Here is a 19,945-nt window from a genome sequence, read left to right as displayed (position 1 = left end):
CACCGGTCATGACAACGACAATACCTCGAGGAGCAATAGCGATGCACAGCACCACCATCGAAGTAAACAATGGCGTCAATGTCACCGCCCTGCTGGGCGCCCGCGAAGCACTAGCGCAAGCCCCCGAAGCCGCCCGCTTCACCTGGCGCGCAAGCTGTGACTGGGTCAATGGCACCCATAGCCGGACCAGCATCGAGGGTTACCATGGCCTGGGCGAGGAGCAGCACCACAAGACCCGCTTCGTCTTCGATACGGACCACCCCGAAGTTTTCGCTTCCGAAGACCATGGCCCCACCCCGGTGGAGTGCGTGCTGGTCGGGCTCGCTGGCTGCCTGACCGCTGGCATCGCTGCTGTCGCTCAGAACCGTGAGATTCAGTTGCGTTCGGTCAAGGCCCTGGTGGAAGGCAGCATGGATATCCAAGGCATCCTGGGTATGGACAGTGACGTTCGCAACGGCTTCGACGAGGTGAAGGTCACCTTCGAGATCGACGCCGACGCGACTCAGGAAGAGATCGAGGCGCTAGTGGCCCAGTCCCAGAAGCGCTCGGCCGTCTACGACATCCTCACCAACCCCACCAACGTTGCGGTGCATGTGAAGTGATCGACGGGACTCGATATCCACAGTGCTGCCCGGCCCGCGTCGTGACCGTCGTGGTCATCGGCGCAGGCCACGCCGGGCTAGCCATGAGCCACTATCTCGGTAAACGTGGTATCGACCACGTGATCCTGGAGCGTGGTGAAGTGGCCAATTCATGGCGCCACGAACGCTGGGATTCACTGCGGCTGTTGACGCCCAACTGGCAATGTCGGCTTCCCGGGCTCCGCTATGCGGGGCCCGACCCGGAAGGCTTCATGACGATGCCGGAAGTCGTCGACGTGCTACGTCAATACGCACGGCAACTGTCGGCACCGGTACATAACGACACCACCGTGTTGTCGGTCCAGCCTGCGGATAACGGCTATCGTGTCGTCACCGACCAAGGGGACTGGCAGTGCCGGGCGGTCGTGATTGCCAGCGGGGCTTTCAATCTTCCGGCGATCCCCGCTCTGGCCGAAGAACTGCCGTCGTTCGTCGATAGCGTGAGCCCTAGGGATTACCGCAACCCCAATCAATTGCAGAACGGTGGTGTATTGGTGGTAGGTGCCTCCGCCACCGGCCTGCAATTGGCGGATGAAATCCACCGTTCCGGGCGCCCGGTGACACTGGCAGTAGGCGAACACGTACGTATGCCGCGGCGCTACCGAGGTCGGGACATTCAGTGGTGGATGGAGGCTGCCGGGCTGTTGGACCAGCGCTACGACGAAGTGGACGATATCGGTCGCGCCAGGCGCGTACCTTCGCCACAACTGGTGGGCAGTGCGGATCACTCGACTCTCGATCTGAATGCACTGAGCGAACGGGGCGTCAGCCTGGTCGGCCGTTTGGCAGGGCTTCGCGACGGCAAATTGCAGTTTTCCGGCGCGTTGCGCGGCCACTGCAGGGCGGCGGATCTCAAACTGGGGCGCTTGCTCGACGCCATTGATGAATGGGCACGCGAGAGCGGCATGGACGACGAAGTGGATCCACCAGAACGGTTTCCGCCGACCCGGGTACCGGACGCGCCACGTCTAAGTCTCGATCTCGCCAGTGGCGAGATCCGCACCGTGGTCTGGGCCACGGGTTTCAAGCCCGACTACTCGTGGCTGCATGTGCCGGTGTTCGATCGTAAGGGGCAGCTCTGCCATGATGGCGGTGTGATCGACGCACCGGGGCTGTACGTATTGGGACTGCCGTTCATGCGTCGTCGTAAATCGAGCTTCATCCATGGAGCCGATGACGATACGAGGGAACTCAGCGCCCATCTCGCCGCTTACCTCGATGGCCAGCACCATGCCGGCGTGACAACGAGGCAACGATCGGTGACCTTTGCATGATGAAGTGCACCCCAGTTCACTGACGTGCAGCGGCGCCGGAAGGCGCCGCTTTTCTCTCGATACCCGCTATCCTTGAGGTTCGGATGACAGCGATACCGAATGGCACATGTCGTCACCGCGCAACGTTTCGGAAACTGCCTTGGAGGAAACATGAGCGGACACTTCTATTTCGAGATCCAGGCCGATGACACCCAGCGGGCGGTAAGCTTCTATGGCACGCTCTTCGGCTGGCAGTTCGACAAGGTCGAGGGACTACCCCTCGAATATTGGCGTATCGATACCGGAGGAACGGGAGGCGGTTTGCTCCAGCGTCCAGCGCAAACGCCACCGACCGAATATGGAACCAACGCCTTCGTTTGTTCGTTCGAGGTAGATGACTTCGACGAGACGGCCCAACACGTCGCACGACTTGGCGGGCAAGTCGCCCTGCCCAAGTTTGCCGTGCCCGGCCGTTGCTGGCAGGGCTACTGCCTCGATACCGAGGGCAACACCTTCGGCATCTTCCAGGTCGACGAAGCGGCAGGATAGAGACAAATCAGTTCATTTCCTGGCTGGCTTCCGCTTGCCTACCTGGGCGCGCAGTGCAGCATCGAACGAGCGGCGCGCCCAGTCGGCGGCCAGTTCGCGATCCTCGAAAATCTCTTCCGGGGCCTGGTAGTAGGCGATCTGTATTACCTTGCCGCCCTTGTCGTACTCGAAAGGACCGAGTCCTTCCTGCTCGAAGTCGCCGACGTTCACATCATCCGCCTTCAAGTAGAGTGTCTCGTCGGAGACCAGCGCAAACATCAGGCCGTCGTGATAGATGCCATGGCCACCGAACATTCGGCGTGCCGTAATCGGCCCGAATAGTTCGAAGACATCGCGTAAATAGTCCGTGTATTCGCTCATCCCAGCCCCCGATAGTGTCAACTCCCGTGACGGCGGCACCTGTCCGAGTGCCATGTCGTGACAGCCCCTTTACTGATAGGTCACCACCAGGAAGCACACCAGCTCCGTACTCCCCAGGTTCTCGATGGTGTGCTCGAGGTCGGCATGGTAGTGGGCCGAGTCGCCGGGACCAAGCTCGCAGCGTTGGTCGCCGGACTGGACGACGGCCTGCCCTTCGGTGATGGTCAGCAACTCGCGGGTACCCTCGAAGTGTGGGGCGCTGTGCAGCCGTGCCAGCGGGGCGAGGCGTATCTCGTAGAACTCCACGTGCTTTTCCCGATGCAGCGGGGAAAGCGTACGGATGCGGCACTCTCGATCGTCGCGGAACAGTTGGTTGGCATCATCGCTTCTCACTACCTCGATACGCGGTGCTGCCCAGGGCTGGTCGACCAGCTCGCCAATGTTAAGCCCGAAGGCCCGGGCGATGCGCAGCGTCACCGCTAGGGTAGGGTTGGCTCGCCCGCGCTCGATCTGGCTGAGCATGGAGCGGCTCACGCCCGAGGCCGCCGCCAGTTGTTCCAGCGTGAGGCCGCGCCTCTTGCGCAGTTCGACCACCCGGCTCGACAGTCCCTGGCTGCCAACGTCACCGGAGGAGGAAACCTCTGTCGTTCTGTCGTTCACCCTGCCACTCCTCTATACCAATACACAGGCGCTGCCCGTGGCAGGCGCCCTGTTGCACTGTTCTCCCAAATGGAGCACCGGCGCATTTCCACCATAAGAGAATTTTATCTTGAATGATGGAATTTATCTGCAATACTGGAAATTGTTCCTTTATGGTAAACACTTCGGGCCGCATTGCCACTCTCCAGTGGCTCCCGACCCCACTGACACAACCAACTCAAGGTAGAGCCATGAAAGCACTGGTCAAGAAGGAAGCCGCGCCAGGCCTGTGGCTGGCAGAGGTGCCGGAGCCGGAGATCGGCATCAACGACGTGCTGATCCGCGTCAAGCGCACCGCTATCTGTGGCACCGACATGCATATCTACAACTGGGACAACTGGGCACAGAAGACCATCCCCACGCCTATGGTGGTGGGGCACGAGTTCGTCGGCGAGATAGTGGCGATCGGCTCCAACGTCAACGACTTCCATCCCGGCCAGCTCGTCTCCGGCGAGGGCCACGTGGTGTGTGGACGCTGTCGCAACTGCCTGGCGGGCCGCCGTCACCTCTGCGCCCATACCAGTGGCATCGGCGTCAACCGGCCCGGCGCCTTCGCCGAATACGTGGTCCTGCCCATGTCCAATGTCTGGGAGCACCGCTCCGGTGTCGACCTCGATGTGGCCGCGCTGTTCGACCCGTTCGGCAATGCCGTGCACACTGCCCTGCAGTACGACCTGCTCGGTGAGGACGTGCTGATCACCGGCGCTGGCCCCATCGGCGTGATGGCCGCGGCCGTGTGTCGCCACGCCGGCGCCCGCCACGTGGTGGTGACCGACCTCAACCCATCGCGCTTGGCACTTGCCAGCCGCCTCGGCGCCACCCGCACGGTGGACGTGCGCCACGAGAACTTGGCCGACGTGCAGCGCGAACTAGGCCTCTCCGAAGGATTCGATGTGGGCCTGGAGATGTCCGGCAGCCCTGCCGCCTTCCGGGCGATGCTCGCCAACCTCTGCCACGGCGGCCAGGTAGCGATGCTCGGCATTCCCACCGAAGAGATGGCCATCGACTGGACCACCGTGATCTTCAACATGCTGACGATCAAGGGCATCTACGGTCGCGAGATGTACGAAACCTGGTACAAGATGTCGGTCATGATCGAATCGGGCCTCGACATCTCGCCGGTGATCACCCACCGGCTGCCCTACCACGAATTCCAGCAGGGCTTTGACGCCATGCTGGCCGGCGACGCCTGCAAGGTCGTCCTGAACTGGGAGTGATGACATGTACGGAACCTTTCGACAACACCTGCAAGGTGAGCTCGACGCCATCGAATCCGCCGGGCTGACCAAGCACGAACGTCTGCTGACCACCGCACAGGGCAGTCACGTGGGACTGCCCCCCACGGCCGAAAGCAAAGAGGGGCGAGAGGTGCTCAACCTGTGCGCCAACAATTACTTGGGACTGGCCCAGCACCCCGAGGTCACCGCCGCGGCTCGGGAGGGTCTCGAGCAGTGGGGGTACGGCATGGCCTCGGTGCGCTTCATCTGCGGCACCCAGACCCAGCACAAGCGCCTCGAGCAGGTACTCAGCGACTTCCTGGGCACCGAGGACACCATCCTCTACCCTTCCTGCTTCGACGCCAACGGCGGGCTCTTCGAGACCCTCCTTGGCCCCGAGGATGCGGTGATCTCCGATGAGCTCAATCACGCCAGCATCATCGACGGCATTCGTCTCAGCAAGGCTAAACGCTACCGTTACCGCAACCGCGACATGACCGATCTCGAAGCGCAGCTCCAGGCGGCCGAGCGCGATGGCGCGCGCTTCAAGCTGATCACCACCGACGGCGTCTTCTCCATGGATGGCTATATCGCCCCACTCGATGCGATCTGCGACCTGGCCGAACGTTATGGGGCACTGGTGCACTTCGACGACTGCCACGCTACCGGCTTTCTTGGTGAGGGCGGGCGCGGCACCCACGAACACTTGAACTGCATGGACCGGATGGACCTCACCACCGGCACCCTGGGCAAGGCACTGGGCGGCGCCAGTGGCGGCTACACCAGCGGCAAGCGCGAGATCATCGCCCTACTGCGCCAGCGCTCACGCCCCTATCTGTTCTCCAACACCGTGGCCCCGCCGGTGGTGGCAGGCGCCCTGAAAGCCATCGAGCTGGCAGCGGAATCCAGCACATTGCGCGAGCGGCTCCACGAGAACACCGCTATCTTCCGCGAGGGACTCGAACGCCTCGGCTTCGAGCTCCTGCCCGGCGAACATCCCATCGTCCCGGTGATGCTGCACGACGCCAGCGTCGCGGCACGCTTCGCCGACGCCATGCTCGATGAGGACGTCTACGTCACCGCCTTCTCCTATCCGGTGGTGCCCAAGGGCCGGGCACGTATCCGCACCCAGATGTCCGCCGCCTTCACCCGCGACGACTTGGAAGCGGCGTTGGCCGCCTTCGGGCGGGTCAAGGCAAAGCTGGGGATATGATCGGCTCAAGGCTGACCTGATCGCTGCCGCTGACCAATATCGAAGGTCATTCCTCCTTCACCAAGCGTTCCAGCAGTTTCGGTACTGCCATGGCGATGTCCAGCTCAGGCAGTACCTCACTCAGCGCGACATGGCTGCCAGCCTGGAAGCGCTGCGGGGCGACGAGAAGCAGCGCCAGTCCTAGAACATCCTCCGGACCATTGGCTTCGAGGTGAAGCTCAAGCCCTTCATCCAGCACGTAGTCCGCCTTTACCACAATTGATGACTTGATCATTAATTTCGATGAACACCTATGAATAATTAATACTTGACAATAGCCAAACCTGGAATCAGCCTTGATAAAACATTCCTGTTCATCGAATTTTGCATCCTTGGATCAGGCCAAGGTTCGATCCTATCTGCTCCGTGTTGCCTTCCATCTCGGACTGCGTACCTATGGAGACCCAATCGTTCATGCGCCGGGAGGCACCGGCAAGAAGGAGAACGAAGGTTTTGACGCGTTCGTTCCCTTGATTGACTCTGGAATCTCGCTTTACGTCTGGAGCTCCGCGAAGTTCTTTGCGGTACTGCTTTTTACCTGTAAGACGTTCGATGTCGAGGGTGCGATTGATTTCACTAGGGATTTTTTTGGTTCCGAGCAGGTTGAATACAAACGATTCTAGGTTGCGTCGGCAAGGAGTATGAATGATGACACTTCCTTTGTGGACGAGCCTCGCGACCATCATCAGCGCATGGACCATCACGGTCCTCAGTTTTGCGATTCCTGGGTTATCCCGGATAACCAGGACACGACGAGCTCGACTTTCCTCGCATTTTCCACCCCCCGTTTTTGTAGATCCTTCCAGGTCAAGAACGCGAGCGCGTGTTGGACCGTCACCTCGACCGATCTTGCCGTTCTTGTCTCGGACCAGAGAGGCTCGGCCAGATCATCCGCGATCTCCGTGACGTAGGTTACGAAGTCAGCCATGGGCTCCTGCAGTGCGGCAACCGCGGACACATCACGGTGTGAAACCGTCCACATGCGCTCGGTTGCCGCATAGTACTCGTAAAAGGCTGACAGGGCCGCACCAAGTCGCTCCCAAGGGTCGGCGATCGACTTCCATGACTGCGGGTCCGGCGGCGGATTGAGGCCCAACCAATGGCTGGTGCAGGCCTGGAATACCGCTGATTCGTCGGGGAAGTGGCGGTAGATGGTGAGCCGCTGTACGCCCGCCCGCTCGGCGATAGCGCTGATAGTCGTCGCGCGCGGCCCCAGTTCCTCGTGCAACTGCATGGTGGCCTCGACGATCCGCTGGCGGGTTTTCTCCTGGGATTCCGCACGCTTGCGCATCCGGTAGGGTCGTTTTGTACTCATTGGAAAACCATACATGTTTATCGAAATATTGACAAGGGGTGACCGAGGCCCTATTTTTCACAAAACAGCGTCGTTTACTTAAAATGCAAAAGGAGCAATGAACGTGACTGCAATCGTGAAACCCACGCAGCACGCGGCAAAACGCGTCACCAGCGCCTGGACCGTATTACCGGCCTGGCTGCCGGTACCCGGTATGGGGGTGCTTCCCGTCAACAGCTTCCTGCTCAAGGGAAATGAACCGATGCTGGTGGACACCGGACTGGCCGCACTCGGCGACGAGTACATGGATTCGCTGGCAGGTGAGATAGATCCAGGGGACCTGGGCTGGATCTGGCTGAGTCACATGGATCCCGACCATGTCGGCAATCTGGGGAGGGTGCTCGAACGCGCGCCAAACGCCAGGATCGTCACCAATTTCCTCGGGGCGGGAAAGATGGAACTCGCAGGACTCGATCTCTCCCGAGTCAGCATCCTCGAGCCGGGTACGGTATTCGAAGCCGGGAGTCACCGGCTCGTGCCGTTGCGCCCTCCCTACTACGATGCGCCGGAAACCATCGGATTCTTCGACGAAAAGGAGCGGGTCCTGTTCGCTGCCGACAGCTTCGGCGCCCTGCTCCAGCATGCCGTGGGAGAAACATGTGAGGTCGGTGGCGAGGCGCTGCGCGAGGGACTGGTCAGTTGGTCGTCCATTGACGCGCCCTGGCTGTCAAGGGTCGACCGGGCCGGGCTCGGGCGCACGTTGCGCGCAATCGATAGGCTCGATCCGGACGTCCTGCTGTCGGGACACCTTCCGGTAGCCCGACAAGGCGTCGAGATTCTTACCCGCATTATCGCCGATACCTACGTACACGGCATCACGCCGGCGAATGATGCGTTTTCGCTGGAACAGCTTGCTGCAACGATGGAGCGAACCCGCGCCGCAATGAGCAACACAATTTGAGGAAAGCGACATGCAGGCAAATCAACATATCATCGACCAGAATCGTAACACCGTGGAACGTTTCCTCACCGGAACGCATTCGAAGTGCATCGACGATGTCGATGTCATCGACGACACGGTTGCCCCTGATATCAATTGCCATGGATTCCCAGGCGAACCGATCGTGGATCATGAGAGTTATAAGGGTTTCTTCCGATCCTTCCGACGGCGCTTCAGCGACATGGACTGGACAGTCCACGCACTGATCGCCGACGAGCAGTTCGTATCGGCACGCTGGGAAATCCAGGCGACGTTCAGCAGCGACTTCGCCGGCGTGAAGGCGGACGGACGACGCATCACCTTCGATGGCATGGTGCTGTACCGCATGGAGGACGGCCTTATCGCCGAGACCTGGCTGCACATGAACGAGATGCGGCTATTGCGCGAGATCGGCGCAATCCCGGCCATGGCCGCATGAGGAACACGTAATGAGCCAACCGGATACGAATCAGACGCAAATCGATGTAATCAGATAATCGAATGATTAATATCACTGAGAGCTCTTGCCGAGTCGGCCTCCCTAGTCCGTCAGGCGCTCAAGTAACCCCCGCAACACCGCCTCCAGATCCAACCCGGGCAAGGCCTGGCCCAGCGCGACATGGCTGCCAGCCTGGAAGCGCTGTGGATCGTCGACAGCCGCTTGATAGGCATTGACCACGTCGACCAGCGATTCGGGCGTGTCACCCACCTGCATGGCACCGTGGGCCAGCATCGCCATATCGCGACTGCCGCGTACCCGCCGCCAGCGTTGGGCGGTGCCGACCAGCTTGCGGCCGGCGATGCGCACATTGAAGCGCCCATCGCAGTAGGCGCCGGGAACCGAGCCCAGATCGGCGTCAGTGATGCCCAGTTCGGCGAGCCATTCGCACCAGGGCTCGCCGAGGCGTCGATAGCCCCATTCCAGATGAGCCGCCGAACTGCCCACTTGGCAACGCAGCGCCAGTGCCACATTGATCACCGCCGGCGACTGCGGCACCGGCGTACCACCGGTGGCTCGAAACAGGATTGGCCAGCCCATGTCGTGCAGGATGCGACGCGCCTCGGGAAATCCCGTCACACGCTCATGACGGCGCGGCATCACCAGCGCGCGGTCAGTGGACGACCAAGCCACCAGCCCGAACCGGCTTTCGCCCTGACAGATCGACTCCAGCAACGATTCATCGAGCGCCAGGCCGGCTTCGACCGTAGGTCGCTGCAGTACCCAGCCGGCTTCATCGGTAGTCAGTGGTTTCGTCATATCTTTTTTTACTCGGCGTGAGCCAATTCATCGTCGAAGACATCCGGCGTCAAACCTTCGATACGTTCACACAAGGCATCGAGGAAGGCCGCTGCCGGTGCGCCATTGACGGCACGGTGGTCGAAGGTCAATGACAGACCGATGAAGTCGGCGGCTCGCCAGCCATCCGATAGTGGCACGGCCCGGGTTTCGACACCACCGATGCCCAGGATCGCCACCTGGGGCACATTGAGAACAGGGGTGAAATGATGCACCCGCGAGCGTCCCAGGTTGGAGACCGTAAAAGTGGCACCGGTCATCTCGCTTACGGTCAGCTTGCCGGCCCGAGCACGCTCGACCAACGCCTGGCGTGCCACCGGCAGCTCGCCCAGGGTCAGCCGCTGGGCATCGAACAGCGCCGGCGCCACCAGTAGATCCCCGGCCAATGGAATCGCCAGCCCCAGGTGCACGGCATCGAACTCGGTGATGCGATTGTCCTCCAGGGTGGCATTCAGCGCCGGAAACTCCGTCAGCGTCTGTATGATCAGGCGCACCAGGACATCCTGCACCGAGGGCGACTTGCCAGCCGCCTTGTGCCGGTCACGCAGTGCCTGTACGGCGGTGAGATCGGCACTGGCATGATGGGTCAGTTGCGCCGTGGACTGCAGGCTGTGGAGCATTTTCGAGGCGATCATGCCGCGCATGCCACGCAACGGCATCACTCTCAAAGGCGGCGCCCCCGATGCTTCTGGGTCCGCCCCCTTAGGGGCGGACGGAGCAGTGTCATGGGTTTCCAGTTTCATTGCATCTCTCCTCAGGACTCCAGGCTGGCGATGGTCTCACCCTTCTCCACTACCTCGTCTTCCTGTTTGGCAATGGTCAGCACTCCGGCAGCAGGCGCTTCAATCTCGTACTGGGCTTTCTCGACCATCACCTCGGCCACCAGGTCGCCTTGCGCGACCTCAGCACCGTCGTTGACCAGCCAGGCGGTGATCACGCCCTCGCTGTCGCCTTCCCACAGGTCGTCGGGTACAGTAATTGCGGTACTCATCGGTGATATGTCTCCTGATTCAACTCAACATCATCTGGTGGAAGGCGTCGACGATCTTGTCAGCATTGGGCAGCGCCCATTGCTCCATGGTCGGCGCAAAGGGAATCGGAATGTCCGGGTAGGCGACACGCCGTGGCGCGGCCTTGAGACAAGCATGGTCGTGCTCAACTACACTGGCGATGATCTCGCCGCTAACGCCATAGCTGTGATAGTCCTCATCGACCACGATCAGGCGTCCGGTCTTGGCCACCGAGGCGCGAATCGTCTCGCGGTCGAGCGGCACCAGGCTGCGCAGGTCGACCACCTCGGCGGAGAAGCCCTCGTCCTCCAGGGCCTGGGCGGCACGCAGGCAGTGGTGCACGCCGGCGGCGAGGCTGACCAGCGTCACGTCGTGGCCCTCGCGCACCACGGTGGCCTTGCCGATCTCGAGTGCGTAGCTCTCCTCCGGCACCGGCACGGTGGCGCCCTTCTCGGTACCCAGCCAGCCCATGCCCTGCAGCGACTTGTGGTACATGAACACCACGGGGTTGTCGTCGCGGATTGCCGCAGTCATCAGGCCCTTGGCATCGTAGGCGTTGCTCGGTGCCACCACTTTCATGCCCGGTAGGTGAGCGAAAGTGCCGTACAGGCATTGGGAGTGCTGGCCGGCATCGGAGTAGCCGCCGCCGGTGGAGGTCATCAGCACCATCGGCACCTTGACCTTACCCCCGGAGAAGTAGATGTTCTTGGCCATCAGGTTGTAGATGGCATCCATGCACACACCGAAGAAGTCGACGAACATCAATTCGACGATGGGCCGCATGCCATCCGAAGCGGCCCCCACGGCGGCACCAATGAAAGCGGTTTCGGAGATCGGCGTATCGCGCACGCGCTCGGCGCCGAATTCGTCGTAAAGGCCGCGGGTATTGCCGAATACCCCGCCCAAGGGGCCGACATCCTCGCCCATGACGAAAACCCGCGGGTCGTTACGCATTTCCTGGGCAGTCGCCTCGGCCATGGCCCGGGCGATGGTCAGCTTGCGGGTACCGGCACCGGTGGTTGTCATGCTCATGGTGATTCTCCTGGCGTTAGACGAAGACCATCTCGAGGGCCGCTTCGGGAGGCAGGAATTCGCTGTCCTGGGCGAAACGGATGGCAGCCTCAATACGGGCATGCGCTTGCTCGACCAAATCGGTATCCGAGATGTCATCGAGCAGCTCGGCATCGAGCAGTTGCCTGCGATAACGGGGAATCGGGTCGCGCTGCTTGAGACCTTCCTTCTCGCCCTTGGGACGGTAGTCCTCGCCGTCGCCCATGAAGTGACCGGCGAGCCGTGCGGTTTCGATCTCGATCAGCGTTGGCCCTTGACCTTCGCGGGCGCGGGCAATGGCGTCCCCGGCGGCGCTGAAGATCGCTTCCACATCGTTGTCGGCAACGTGCACACCGGGCATGCCATAGGCGCTGGCTCGCCGGTCATTGCGCGGCACGGCGGTGGAGGCCTGCTTGGCCACCGAGATGCCCCAGGCGTTATCCTCGATGACGAACACCACCGGCAACTGCCACACCGCCGCCAGGTTGAGCGCCTCGTGGAATGCTCCCTGGTTGGCGGCACCCTCGCCCATGAAGGCCACTGCCACGCCGGGCTTGCCCTGCAGCTTTCGTGACAGCGCCGCGCCCACCGCCGGGCCCAGGCCTTCACCGATGATGCCCGAGCAGGAGAAGTTCACCTTGGCATCGAACAGATGCATATGGCCGCCTCTCCCACCGGCGAGCCCAGTGGCCTTGCCGAAGATCTCGGCCACCATGGCATCGAGGTCGACGCCCTTGGCTACGGCGATGTGGTGCGGTCGATGGGTGGCGGTGACGATATCTTCCGGGGTGAGGTGTACACAGACCCCCACCGCGCAGGGTTCCTGGCCATTGGAAAGGTGCATCTCGCCGGGGATCGGCCCTTTGGCCATGTTGAACACCGGCGTCTTGCCTTCCATGTAAAGGCTTTCGATACGCTCCTCGAGGTAACGGCTGAGCACCATGTGGCGGTACATCCATAGCCTCTGTTCGGTAGTAGGAGTATGATTCATGATGTTTCTCCATCACGCTCTGTCGGGCAACGAACTACGCTCACCGATTTATCAGTCAAAGCCCGGCATTACGTTCATGTGATTATTGTGCGATAACCTAAAATCAACTTTTTCAAAGAAGCATCCTGTTATCTCGGAACCACTTTTGCCGCAAAACTTTGAATCACAACTCTTTCATTCTCAATGACAAAAGTGTCGGTGGCATACTCATAAATATTATCTTGAGTCGTCGCGGACCAGACGATATATGCGGCCTTGCCTTTCGCTTCTTTCACCTTCAAGTCGAATGACATACCAGGCTTGGAGAACTCTTCAATCAAGCCCTCGAAAAAATCCTTTATATTATCCTTCCCTACCAGAACTCCATCTGGAAGAAACAGCACCGAGTCGCTTGAATAATCGGACATTATTCCTTCGATATCACCACGACCAAAGCAGTCCAGATGATGATCAAGTACTTTTTCAGCACTCATGGCAACTACTCCTTTTAAATCGATTTTGAATTGCGGGAAGGAGTCCGCTTGACCCCGTCAGACCAATCACTGGTCGGGAAAAGACATGGTCATCGCATCATTTGCATATGGCCATACTTTGTTTTCCCGAATCACGTGAGGCATCAGCTTATTCCGTCATGAGGGGGCAGGCAGGACTCGGACCGAGACCTGCCCAGCACCTCAGGCGAAGGATGGATGCCTTATTTCAAGGCCTCTTCCATGTGCTTGCTGGTAGCGTCAAAAACTCGCCGATAGGCAATTTCTTTTGGAAGGCGGCGGTACTCTTCTGAAAGAATTTCATTGCCCCAGGGACCATCGTAACCAGATGCTCTTACGGCCTTGATGAAGCCCACCACATCGAAATTTCCATCACCAGGAATCCTGCGCAGGTTGACGGTACGCTCAATGAAGCCAGGAGACCCGATTTCATTGAAGACATCCGCCAACTCCGGCTCGGGCACAAAGCCATCATCGAGCTCGACACCAGCGACATCACCAGGCTCCAGGGCTGCAATATCTTCATAGGTGATGGTGTCAATGTTATTGACATGCCAGGTATCCAGATAAATCCCGCACTCCGGATCATCACCGATCCACTCAAGCGCCTGCTCCAGGGTCCTGGAGTTGGGGTCTGGCGGCATGATCTCCATCCCCAGCTTCATACCGGCCTGCTTGGTATCAGCACACATATCGGCGAAAGTTTCTTTCAATTGTTCAACAGGTGCCTCCACGCCAAAGATATTCCCTACCTTCAGGTGTCTGGCCTCGAGAACCTTTCCAGCTTCAAGCAGAAGGTCGCGAATTTCCTGTTCTGCTTCACGCTTAGGGTGGCCCTCCGGATACATCCAGCTAACGAGAAACTCCAGCTCGACCGTTGTAATTCCATTCTTCTCAAGCTGTTCTTTCATCCACTCCAGACGCTCTGTGCGAGTCTCGCCTTCGGCTTCATTTTTCAAGACATAGGCAATGTCATCTTGGAAAAGGCCGATTCCGGTGAAGCCCACGCGACCCAATTCCTCGACCCGATCCTGGAAGCTCCAAGGGCTCCACATCCGACCACTGAAAGGTTCTGTAGGTCCGGCATGCATCCAGTGTGAAGCCAGAAGCTCGTATTCTCCCTCGTCTTCTTGAGCCTGCACTCCAACGCTACACATACAGCCTGCCAACACTAAAAAAAGTGCAGAAAAAGGCTTTTTTTGAGGTAGTAGCATTATTACTTTCTCCTAGATAATTGTTTTGGAGCGAGCAGACAAAAAAGCTGTCTCACGCTCAGACAGCATTAGGCAAATGCCATGCCAATATTAATAACCTGATGTTTTTTAAAATCTTACTTCCACAAAACGCACCCAAAAGACAGAGCGCCTTCACGAAACTGTGACAACTCCTGTAACAGGGCCCTATTACAACCATCGCAAAGACGTTACAGGTGTAACGCGGAGCGACGAAAGTCGTATCTCGGAGGTCGGATCGACCCCTTACCCTGAAGACATGACAACAACAACGTGCACGACCGGCGGAGACACGCCATGATCTCCACATCAAACCAGCGCCAGCATGTGGAGACTATTCTCCACTCCCTAACCAACCCCAGCGCTGAGGGCGAAGCAGCAATCATCGAACGCTCCTGGCGACGTTGCATCGATCGCTACGGGCTCGACCCGGCGCGCCCGACGCCGCCGCGATATGTGCCCGGAGCCACCCTGCGCGAACATCAGGACCAGGCTGACGCCCTGATCCAGGTGGGCCGTGCCGGGGTCGAACAGCTCTATCGCCAGGTGGTGCCGCTAGGTTATGTGGTGCTACTCACCGATGCCCGGGGCATCGCCGTGCAGTTTCTCGGCGCCAAGCATGACCAGCGCGAACACCAGCGCACCGGGCTCTACCTGGGCGCAGACTGGAGTGAATCCCGTGCCGGCACCTGCGCGGTGGGCACCTGCATCCACGAGCGCACCGCCTTCACCTGCCACCACAGCGACCACTTCAGCGCCCACCATATCCGCTTGACCTGTACCGCGGCACCGGTCTTCGACCCCCACGGCCAGCTGCTGGCGGTGCTCGACATCTCCGCCTACCACTCCCCGGAGTCCAAGCACTCCCAGACCTTCGCCCTGCAACTGGTCAAGTACACCGCCAAGATGATCGAGAACGCCTACTTCTTGCAACGTTACAACGACCATCATGTAGTGTGCCTGGACCGCTCGCGGGAATTCGTGCAGATCAACCGCCGCTATCTGATCGCCATCGAGGAAGATGGCACCGTGGTGGCCGCCAATACCGCCGGACGCAAGCTGCTACGTCACCACGACCTGCCATTGCCCGGCCCTGGTGAAACCCGCTTGTTCAAGGCCTGGAACATCCAGGACCTGCTCGATGCCGAGATCGAGGACGTGCTGACCATCCAGCGCTACTGCGACGACCGCGTGCGTGCCTTCCGCACCCATCGCCATCGCGAGATCCATTTCGCTACGCTGATCGAACCGCAGCGCCGCACCATGCATGCCGCAAGCGAAAGCCGGGCTCGCGACACCAGCCTGGCGCCATTGGAAGCCCTGGCCGATGACGACCCGGCAATGCGCGATACCCTGACGCGCGCCGCCCGCCTGCGTAACGAACCGATCAACATCCTGGTGATCGGCGAAACCGGCACCGGCAAGGAGCGCATGGCTCGCGCCCTGCACGAATCGAGCCGGCGCCGCGACAAGCCCTTCGTGGCCATCAACTGTGCGGCGATGCCGGAATCACTGATCGAGAGCGAACTGTTCGGCTACGAACCCGGCAGCTTCACCGGCGCACGCAGCAAGGGCATGAAGGGCCTGATCGCCCAGGCCGACGGTGGCACGCTGTTTCTCGACGAGATCGGCGATATGCCGTTGCAACTGCAGACCCGCTTGCTGCGGGTACTGGCCGAGCAGGAGGTGCTGCCGATCGGTGCCAGCCGCCCACTCAAGGTCGACCTGCGGGTGGTCGCCGCCACCCACCGCGACCTACGTGGCCTGATCAGCGAAGGCCGCTTTCGCGAGGACCTCTTCTACCGCCTCAATGGTGCCAGCCTGCGCCTGCCGCCACTGCGCGAGCGTGCCGACAAGGGCTACCTGATCCGGCGTATCTTCGAGGAACTGCAGCAGGAGCGCGACGAGCGGACGCGATTGCGCGGCGATGCCATGAGTGCGCTACTGGCCTACCCCTGGCCAGGCAATATCCGCGAACTGCACAATGCCCTGCGCTACGCGCTGGCCACTTGTGACGGCAACGAAGTCATCGTCAATGACTTGCCCGAGGAATGCATTAGTGGACACCTGGCGCATCCCGGCGCCCACCGCGGCGAGATCGATCCAGCGCTGAATGCCCCCAACCGGGTCGTCGACCTGCCGGGCAACCGCGATCCATTGCATCAGGCTTTGCGCCGCCACCATTGGAACATCAGTGCCGTGGCCCGCGAGCTGGGATTGTCGCGCCCCACCATCTATCGGCGCATGAAGCGGCTGGGTATCGTGCCGCCACAGCAGCGGGATACCCTGTAGCCCGTCAGGCGTTATAGGTGACGGTACCCAGCCCGCCAACGTCGTAACCGCCCAGCGCCGCGGCGCGTTCGGCGAAACGAGCCTCTCTGGCAAAAGCCAGCAAACGCTGCACCGGCGGTTCGAAGTAGCTCCGCCGGCGCATGGCCAGGTCGAAACACTCCTGGTGCACGGGCACGAAGTCCAGGCCCTGGCGACGCGCAGCGGCCTCCACCCCCAGGCCGACATCCGCCTCGCCATGGCGTACCGCCAAGGCCAGATCGTCCTCGCTAAGCGCGGGGTGCTCGGCCAGGTTCAGTTTTTCGTGATCCAACCCACTCTTGGCCAGCAGATAACGCAGCAATCGCTCGGCGCCGGCACCTGACTGGCGATGGGCCACTACCAGCTCGTCACGCGCAAGATCGCGTAGCGATTCGATCCCTTTGGGGTTGCCCGGTGTCACCATCAACCCTTGGCGGCGCACCGCCCAGCGCACCATCACCAGATCGCGCATGCCGGAAAGTCCCAGCAACTGGGAATCATTGTAGCGGCCGGTATCGAGGTCGATGACATGCACTCCGGCCAGCATGGCGTCGCCGGTGAGCAACCGTTGCACGCCATCGCCGCTGCCCTGGCAAAGCATGGCCAGGCCCGCATCGCTTTCGCGCAATGTCCACTCGAGCAACGGGTCCTGGCTGCCGGCCAACACCCAAGGTACTGGCCGGCGACTTTGCTGATCACCCTCCAGGTGATTCATCAGCCACAAGTCGATGCTCTGGCGGGGAAACAGCAGCTTGCCAGTCACTTTCGTGCACGGAATCTGCCCCTGCTTGACCAGATCGTAGACCTTGCGCTCCTTGAGGCGCAGGTAATCAGCCACTTCCGCCGTGGTCAGATAGGGGGAATGTGAGATCATCGATGTCGTTTCTATGTTCCTGACTGCATATTTTTCAGTATAGAGTGCGAGTGCATGTTATACCGCGCATGATGCAGTTTAGTCATCAGGAGAATCCGATGCCGGCGAGCGATAACGCCTTCCACACTGCCCTCGCCCTGGTGCTGAGCATGGATCCTGCGCTGATAGACATCGTGTTGTTGTCGTTGCAGGTTTCGTTCACGGCGGTGCTGATTGCCTGCCTGTTAGCGCTCCCCCTGGGTGCGGCTCTAGCACTATGGGCCTTTCCCGGTCGCGGCGTGATCGTGGTGCTGTTCAACGCACTCATGGGTCTGCCACCGGTCGTGGCGGGGCTGACAGTCTACTTGCTGCTATCACGAGCTGGCCCCTTGGGCGAGTTCGGGCTGCTGTTCACGCCCTCCGCCATGGTCGTCGCCCAGGTGGTACTGGTGCTGCCGATCATCACCGCCTTGACCCGCCAGCAAATAGAAGAGCTGCACCACGAGTACCGCGAGCAATTGACATCGCTTGGCATGTCGAAGCTGCGCAGGATTCCGACGCTGCTATGGGACGCCCGATTCGGTTTGATCACGGTGATACTGGCCGGTTTCGGTCGTGCCAGTGCCGAAGTGGGCGCAGTGATGATCGTCGGCGGTAACATCGACGGCGTCACCAGGGTGATGACCACTGCCATCGTGCTCGAAACCGCCAAGGGTGATTTGCCATTGGCCCTGGGGCTGGGGATCGTTCTGCTGACCTTGGTGGCTGTGGTCAATGGCGCCGCTTACGTGGTCGGTGAAACCGCCAGGAGGCGCCTGGGATGAACGATATGCGCCTGCCGATCTCCCTGCTGCCGTTGGAACTCAATGAGGTGAGTTTCGTGCATCGCGGTCAAACTCTGCTCGATCGCATCTCGCTGCGCCTGGAAGGTCATGGCAAGATCCTGATCATGGGGCCCAACGGTGCCGGCAAGAGCCTGTTGATGCGTCTCTGTCATGGTCTGCTCAAGCCCACCAACGGGCAGGTTCATTGGGCAAGCAATGCCAACGGCAAGCCACCACGTCAAGCCATGGTCTTCCAGCGCCCGGTGCTTCTACGCCGCTCGGCGCTGGCCAACCTCACCTATGCCTTGGGCATCAATGGTACCCCCTGGAAGCAGCGCAAGCCGATGGCTTGGCAAGCCCTGGACCACTTCGGCCTGACAGCCATTGCCCATCGCCCGGCACGGGTTCTTTCCGGCGGCGAGCAGCAGCGCCTGGCCCTGGCCCGCGCCTGGCTGCTGAAACCCGAAGTGCTGTTTCTCGACGAGCCCACCTCGGCGCTCGATCCCGCCGCCATCAAGGCAGTGGAAGACGCCGTCGTCGATTTCCATCGTCAGGGAACACGCATCGTGATGAGCAGCCATGACCTCAACCAGGCCAAACGCCTGGCCGATGAGGTGATCTTTCTCTATGGCGGCCGCCTGATCGAGCACAGCCCTGCCGAGGACTTCTTTTCACAACCGCAAACGGCCCGCGCCAGGGCATTCATCAATGGAGAACTGGTGTGGTAGGCAAGCGCTGACACACCGAAAACAACGTCATGACAACAGGGAGCTATTTGCATGCCGCTCAACAAAACCAAAACCGCCATCACGATCCTGGGACTCGGCCTGGGCATGGTGCTGTCACTGGGCAGCCAGGCTCAGGACGACGAGCGCTATATCACACTGGCATCGACCACTTCCACCGAACAGTCAGGCCTGTTCGATGCGATCATCCCCAAATTTCGTGATAACACGGGTATCGATGTTCATGTCGTCGCGGTCGGCACCGGCCAGGCCTTCGAGATCGCCCGGCGTGGCGACGCCGATAGTCTGCTGGTCCACGATACCGCGGGCGAGGAACAGTTCGTTGCCGACGGCTATGCCACCGAACGCCGCGACGTGATGGTCAACGACTTCGTGATCATCGGCCCCAGTGACGATCCCGCTGGAATTGGTGAAGCTGAGACGGTCGACGAGGCGTTCTCGATGATCGCCGAAGCCGAGGCGCCCTTTGCCTCGCGTGGCGACGACAGCGGCACCAACCGCGCCGAACTGCGCCTGTGGGAGTCAGCGGGTGTCGAACCGAATGGCGAATGGTATCGCGAACTGGGTAGCGGCATGGGCCCGACCCTGAACACCGCCGCCGGCATGGATGCCTACGTCATGTCCGACCGCGCCACTTGGGTGGCATTCGATAACCGCCAGAACCTGGACATCCTGTTCGAGGGCGACGAAGCGCTGTTCAATCAATACGGCAGCCTGCTGCTAAGCGAAGAACGCCACCCTCACCTCAAGCACGACCTGGCCCAACAGTGGCACGAATGGCTGGTCTCCGAAGACGGCCAACAAGCCATTGCCGACTTCGAGCTCAAGGGACAGCAGTTGTTTTTTCCCAACGCTAAGTGAAGCGGTAGCGACTCATTGAGCTAGACAGAAAAACCC

General features: G+C 60.6%; 23 protein-coding genes and 1 pseudogene. 13 read left to right on the top strand and 11 right to left on the bottom strand.

Annotation, left to right across the window (positions count from 1 at the left end; all coding sequences use genetic code 11):
- Positions 1–41: 41 nt before the first annotated feature.
- The 3 genes from L861_RS01615 to L861_RS01605 all read left to right on the top strand — a co-directional run bounded on the left by L861_RS01615 (position 42) and on the right by L861_RS01605 (position 2,443).
- On the top strand, positions 42–602 hold the full coding sequence (locus L861_RS01615; protein ID WP_016414786.1) for an OsmC family protein: 561 nt from the start codon (positions 42–44) through the stop codon (positions 600–602).
- Between the two features lie 41 nt (positions 603–643).
- Complete coding sequence (locus tag L861_RS01610; protein ID WP_016414785.1) at positions 644–1,915, top strand: NAD(P)-binding domain-containing protein; 1,272 nt, start codon at positions 644–646, stop codon at positions 1,913–1,915.
- 150 nt (positions 1,916–2,065) lie between these two features.
- The gene (locus L861_RS01605) at positions 2,066–2,443 is read left to right on the top strand and encodes a VOC family protein (protein WP_016414784.1); all 378 of its coding nucleotides are present in this window, start codon (positions 2,066–2,068) and stop codon (positions 2,441–2,443) included.
- A gap of 12 nt (positions 2,444–2,455) precedes the next feature.
- On the opposite strand, the gene L861_RS01600 is transcribed toward L861_RS01605, so the two are convergent.
- A complete protein-coding gene (locus tag L861_RS01600; RefSeq protein WP_016414783.1) occupies positions 2,456–2,857 on the bottom strand; it encodes a TfoX/Sxy family protein in 402 nt (133 codons plus the stop codon).
- Positions 2,858–2,872: 15 nt separating this feature from the next.
- The gene (locus L861_RS01595) at positions 2,873–3,463 is read right to left on the bottom strand and encodes a helix-turn-helix domain-containing protein (protein ID WP_021029075.1); all 591 of its coding nucleotides are present in this window, start codon (positions 3,461–3,463) and stop codon (positions 2,873–2,875) included.
- Positions 3,464–3,693: 230 nt separating this feature from the next.
- Here L861_RS01595 and tdh point away from each other — a divergent pair, with 230 nt between their 5' ends.
- The 4 genes and pseudogenes from tdh to L861_RS25255 all read left to right on the top strand — a co-directional run bounded on the left by tdh (position 3,694) and on the right by L861_RS25255 (position 6,594).
- Positions 3,694–4,719: an L-threonine 3-dehydrogenase gene (gene tdh, locus L861_RS01590; protein WP_016414780.1), complete on the top strand. Its 1,026-nt coding sequence runs from the start codon at positions 3,694–3,696 to the stop codon at positions 4,717–4,719.
- A gap of 4 nt (positions 4,720–4,723) precedes the next feature.
- Positions 4,724–5,932, top strand: a complete 1,209-nt coding sequence (locus L861_RS01585; RefSeq protein WP_016414779.1) for a glycine C-acetyltransferase — start codon at positions 4,724–4,726, stop codon at positions 5,930–5,932.
- A gap of 154 nt (positions 5,933–6,086) precedes the next feature.
- Positions 6,087–6,167: pseudogene (locus L861_RS25210) on the top strand (NYN domain-containing protein); the annotation flags it as partial.
- A 100-nt stretch (positions 6,168–6,267) separates the two neighbouring features.
- Positions 6,268–6,594: an S-adenosylmethionine decarboxylase gene (locus L861_RS25255; RefSeq protein ID WP_371827884.1), complete on the top strand. Its 327-nt coding sequence runs from the start codon at positions 6,268–6,270 to the stop codon at positions 6,592–6,594.
- An 86-nt stretch (positions 6,595–6,680) separates the two neighbouring features.
- Here L861_RS25255 and L861_RS01570 read toward each other — a convergent pair whose 3' ends face one another.
- Complete coding sequence (locus tag L861_RS01570; RefSeq protein ID WP_021029074.1) at positions 6,681–7,286, bottom strand: TetR/AcrR family transcriptional regulator; 606 nt, start codon at positions 7,284–7,286, stop codon at positions 6,681–6,683.
- A 103-nt stretch (positions 7,287–7,389) separates the two neighbouring features.
- Between L861_RS01570 and L861_RS01565 the strand changes: the two genes are divergently transcribed.
- Both L861_RS01565 and L861_RS01560 read left to right on the top strand, forming a co-directional pair.
- Positions 7,390–8,226: an MBL fold metallo-hydrolase gene (locus L861_RS01565; RefSeq protein WP_161629071.1), complete on the top strand. Its 837-nt coding sequence runs from the start codon at positions 7,390–7,392 to the stop codon at positions 8,224–8,226.
- Between the two features lie 10 nt (positions 8,227–8,236).
- Positions 8,237–8,683, top strand: a complete 447-nt coding sequence (locus tag L861_RS01560; RefSeq protein ID WP_016414774.1) for an ester cyclase — start codon at positions 8,237–8,239, stop codon at positions 8,681–8,683.
- A gap of 102 nt (positions 8,684–8,785) precedes the next feature.
- On the opposite strand, the gene L861_RS01555 is transcribed toward L861_RS01560, so the two are convergent.
- From L861_RS01555 to L861_RS01525, 7 genes are all read right to left on the bottom strand, one after another.
- A complete protein-coding gene (locus tag L861_RS01555; protein WP_016414773.1) occupies positions 8,786–9,502 on the bottom strand; it encodes a lipoyl protein ligase domain-containing protein in 717 nt (238 codons plus the stop codon).
- A gap of 8 nt (positions 9,503–9,510) precedes the next feature.
- Positions 9,511–10,284, bottom strand: a complete 774-nt coding sequence (locus tag L861_RS01550; protein ID WP_016414772.1) for a 2-oxo acid dehydrogenase subunit E2 — start codon at positions 10,282–10,284, stop codon at positions 9,511–9,513.
- An 11-nt stretch (positions 10,285–10,295) separates the two neighbouring features.
- Positions 10,296–10,532 (bottom strand): biotin/lipoyl-containing protein, encoded by a 237-nt coding sequence (locus L861_RS01545; protein WP_016414771.1) that lies wholly within the window; start codon positions 10,530–10,532, stop codon positions 10,296–10,298.
- Positions 10,533–10,551: 19 nt separating this feature from the next.
- Entirely contained in the window at positions 10,552–11,583 is a 1,032-nt protein-coding gene (locus L861_RS01540; protein WP_016414770.1) for an alpha-ketoacid dehydrogenase subunit beta, read from the bottom strand.
- 16 nt (positions 11,584–11,599) lie between these two features.
- Positions 11,600–12,592: a thiamine pyrophosphate-dependent dehydrogenase E1 component subunit alpha gene (locus L861_RS01535; RefSeq protein WP_016414769.1), complete on the bottom strand. Its 993-nt coding sequence runs from the start codon at positions 12,590–12,592 to the stop codon at positions 11,600–11,602.
- Between the two features lie 128 nt (positions 12,593–12,720).
- Positions 12,721–13,065 carry a nuclear transport factor 2 family protein gene (locus tag L861_RS01530; protein WP_016414768.1) on the bottom strand — a complete coding sequence of 115 codons (345 nt, stop codon included), beginning with the start codon at positions 13,063–13,065 and terminating at the stop codon, positions 12,721–12,723.
- A gap of 221 nt (positions 13,066–13,286) precedes the next feature.
- On the bottom strand, positions 13,287–14,297 hold the full coding sequence (locus tag L861_RS01525) for a sugar phosphate isomerase/epimerase family protein (RefSeq protein ID WP_081645740.1): 1,011 nt from the start codon (positions 14,295–14,297) through the stop codon (positions 13,287–13,289).
- A gap of 315 nt (positions 14,298–14,612) precedes the next feature.
- Here L861_RS01525 and L861_RS01520 point away from each other — a divergent pair, with 315 nt between their 5' ends.
- Positions 14,613–16,607 (top strand): sigma-54-dependent Fis family transcriptional regulator, encoded by a 1,995-nt coding sequence (locus L861_RS01520; RefSeq protein WP_016414766.1) that lies wholly within the window; start codon positions 14,613–14,615, stop codon positions 16,605–16,607.
- Positions 16,608–16,611: 4 nt separating this feature from the next.
- On the opposite strand, the gene L861_RS01515 is transcribed toward L861_RS01520, so the two are convergent.
- Positions 16,612–17,499, bottom strand: a complete 888-nt coding sequence (locus tag L861_RS01515) for a substrate-binding domain-containing protein (RefSeq protein WP_016414765.1) — start codon at positions 17,497–17,499, stop codon at positions 16,612–16,614.
- 98 nt (positions 17,500–17,597) lie between these two features.
- Between L861_RS01515 and L861_RS01510 the strand changes: the two genes are divergently transcribed.
- The 3 genes from L861_RS01510 to L861_RS01500 are packed head-to-tail and all read left to right on the top strand — an operon-like array spanning position 17,598 to position 19,909.
- Entirely contained in the window at positions 17,598–18,302 is a 705-nt protein-coding gene (locus tag L861_RS01510) for an ABC transporter permease (RefSeq protein ID WP_016414764.1), read from the top strand.
- Positions 18,299–19,030: an ATP-binding cassette domain-containing protein gene (locus tag L861_RS01505; protein ID WP_016414763.1), complete on the top strand. Its 732-nt coding sequence runs from the start codon at positions 18,299–18,301 to the stop codon at positions 19,028–19,030. The genes L861_RS01510 and L861_RS01505 overlap by 4 nt, the downstream gene beginning before the upstream one ends.
- A 51-nt stretch (positions 19,031–19,081) precedes the next feature.
- The gene (locus L861_RS01500) at positions 19,082–19,909 is read left to right on the top strand and encodes an ABC transporter substrate-binding protein (RefSeq protein WP_016414762.1); all 828 of its coding nucleotides are present in this window, start codon (positions 19,082–19,084) and stop codon (positions 19,907–19,909) included.
- The last annotated feature ends 36 nt before the right edge of the window (positions 19,910–19,945 follow it).

The organism is Litchfieldella anticariensis FP35 = DSM 16096 (assembly GCF_000409775.1).
GTDB lineage: Bacteria > Pseudomonadota > Gammaproteobacteria > Pseudomonadales > Halomonadaceae > Litchfieldella > Litchfieldella anticariensis.
The sequence above is the reverse complement of the archived record's forward strand: the minus strand, read 5'-3'. Positions and strand labels throughout refer to the sequence as shown.

What these genes read in the sequence shown, in the direction of transcription:
- tdh (WP_016414780.1), top strand. Translation starts at nt 3,694, where the DNA reads ATGAAAGCACTGGTCAAGAAGGAAGCCGCGCCAGGCCTGTGGCTGGCA.
- L861_RS01585 (WP_016414779.1), top strand. Translation starts at nt 4,724, where the DNA reads ATGTACGGAACCTTTCGACAACACCTGCAAGGTGAGCTCGACGCCATC.
- L861_RS01520 (WP_016414766.1), top strand. Translation starts at nt 14,613, where the DNA reads ATGATCTCCACATCAAACCAGCGCCAGCATGTGGAGACTATTCTCCAC.
- L861_RS01535 (WP_016414769.1), bottom strand. Translation starts at nt 12,592, where the DNA reads ATGAATCATACTCCTACTACCGAACAGAGGCTATGGATGTACCGCCAC.
- L861_RS01500 (WP_016414762.1), top strand. Translation starts at nt 19,082, where the DNA reads ATGCCGCTCAACAAAACCAAAACCGCCATCACGATCCTGGGACTCGGC.
- L861_RS01545 (WP_016414771.1), bottom strand. Translation starts at nt 10,532, where the DNA reads ATGAGTACCGCAATTACTGTACCCGACGACCTGTGGGAAGGCGACAGC.
- L861_RS01555 (WP_016414773.1), bottom strand. Translation starts at nt 9,502, where the DNA reads ATGACGAAACCACTGACTACCGATGAAGCCGGCTGGGTACTGCAGCGA.
- L861_RS01550 (WP_016414772.1), bottom strand. Translation starts at nt 10,284, where the DNA reads ATGAAACTGGAAACCCATGACACTGCTCCGTCCGCCCCTAAGGGGGCG.
- L861_RS01530 (WP_016414768.1), bottom strand. Translation starts at nt 13,065, where the DNA reads ATGAGTGCTGAAAAAGTACTTGATCATCATCTGGACTGCTTTGGTCGT.
- L861_RS01515 (WP_016414765.1), bottom strand. Translation starts at nt 17,499, where the DNA reads ATGATCTCACATTCCCCCTATCTGACCACGGCGGAAGTGGCTGATTAC.
- L861_RS01600 (WP_016414783.1), bottom strand. Translation starts at nt 2,857, where the DNA reads ATGGCACTCGGACAGGTGCCGCCGTCACGGGAGTTGACACTATCGGGG.
- L861_RS01505 (WP_016414763.1), top strand. Translation starts at nt 18,299, where the DNA reads ATGAACGATATGCGCCTGCCGATCTCCCTGCTGCCGTTGGAACTCAAT.
- L861_RS01615 (WP_016414786.1), top strand. Translation starts at nt 42, where the DNA reads ATGCACAGCACCACCATCGAAGTAAACAATGGCGTCAATGTCACCGCC.
- L861_RS01540 (WP_016414770.1), bottom strand. Translation starts at nt 11,583, where the DNA reads ATGAGCATGACAACCACCGGTGCCGGTACCCGCAAGCTGACCATCGCC.
- L861_RS01570 (WP_021029074.1), bottom strand. Translation starts at nt 7,286, where the DNA reads ATGAGTACAAAACGACCCTACCGGATGCGCAAGCGTGCGGAATCCCAG.
- L861_RS01510 (WP_016414764.1), top strand. Translation starts at nt 17,598, where the DNA reads ATGCCGGCGAGCGATAACGCCTTCCACACTGCCCTCGCCCTGGTGCTG.
- L861_RS01605 (WP_016414784.1), top strand. Translation starts at nt 2,066, where the DNA reads ATGAGCGGACACTTCTATTTCGAGATCCAGGCCGATGACACCCAGCGG.
- L861_RS01525 (WP_081645740.1), bottom strand. Translation starts at nt 14,297, where the DNA reads ATGCTACTACCTCAAAAAAAGCCTTTTTCTGCACTTTTTTTAGTGTTG.
- L861_RS01560 (WP_016414774.1), top strand. Translation starts at nt 8,237, where the DNA reads ATGCAGGCAAATCAACATATCATCGACCAGAATCGTAACACCGTGGAA.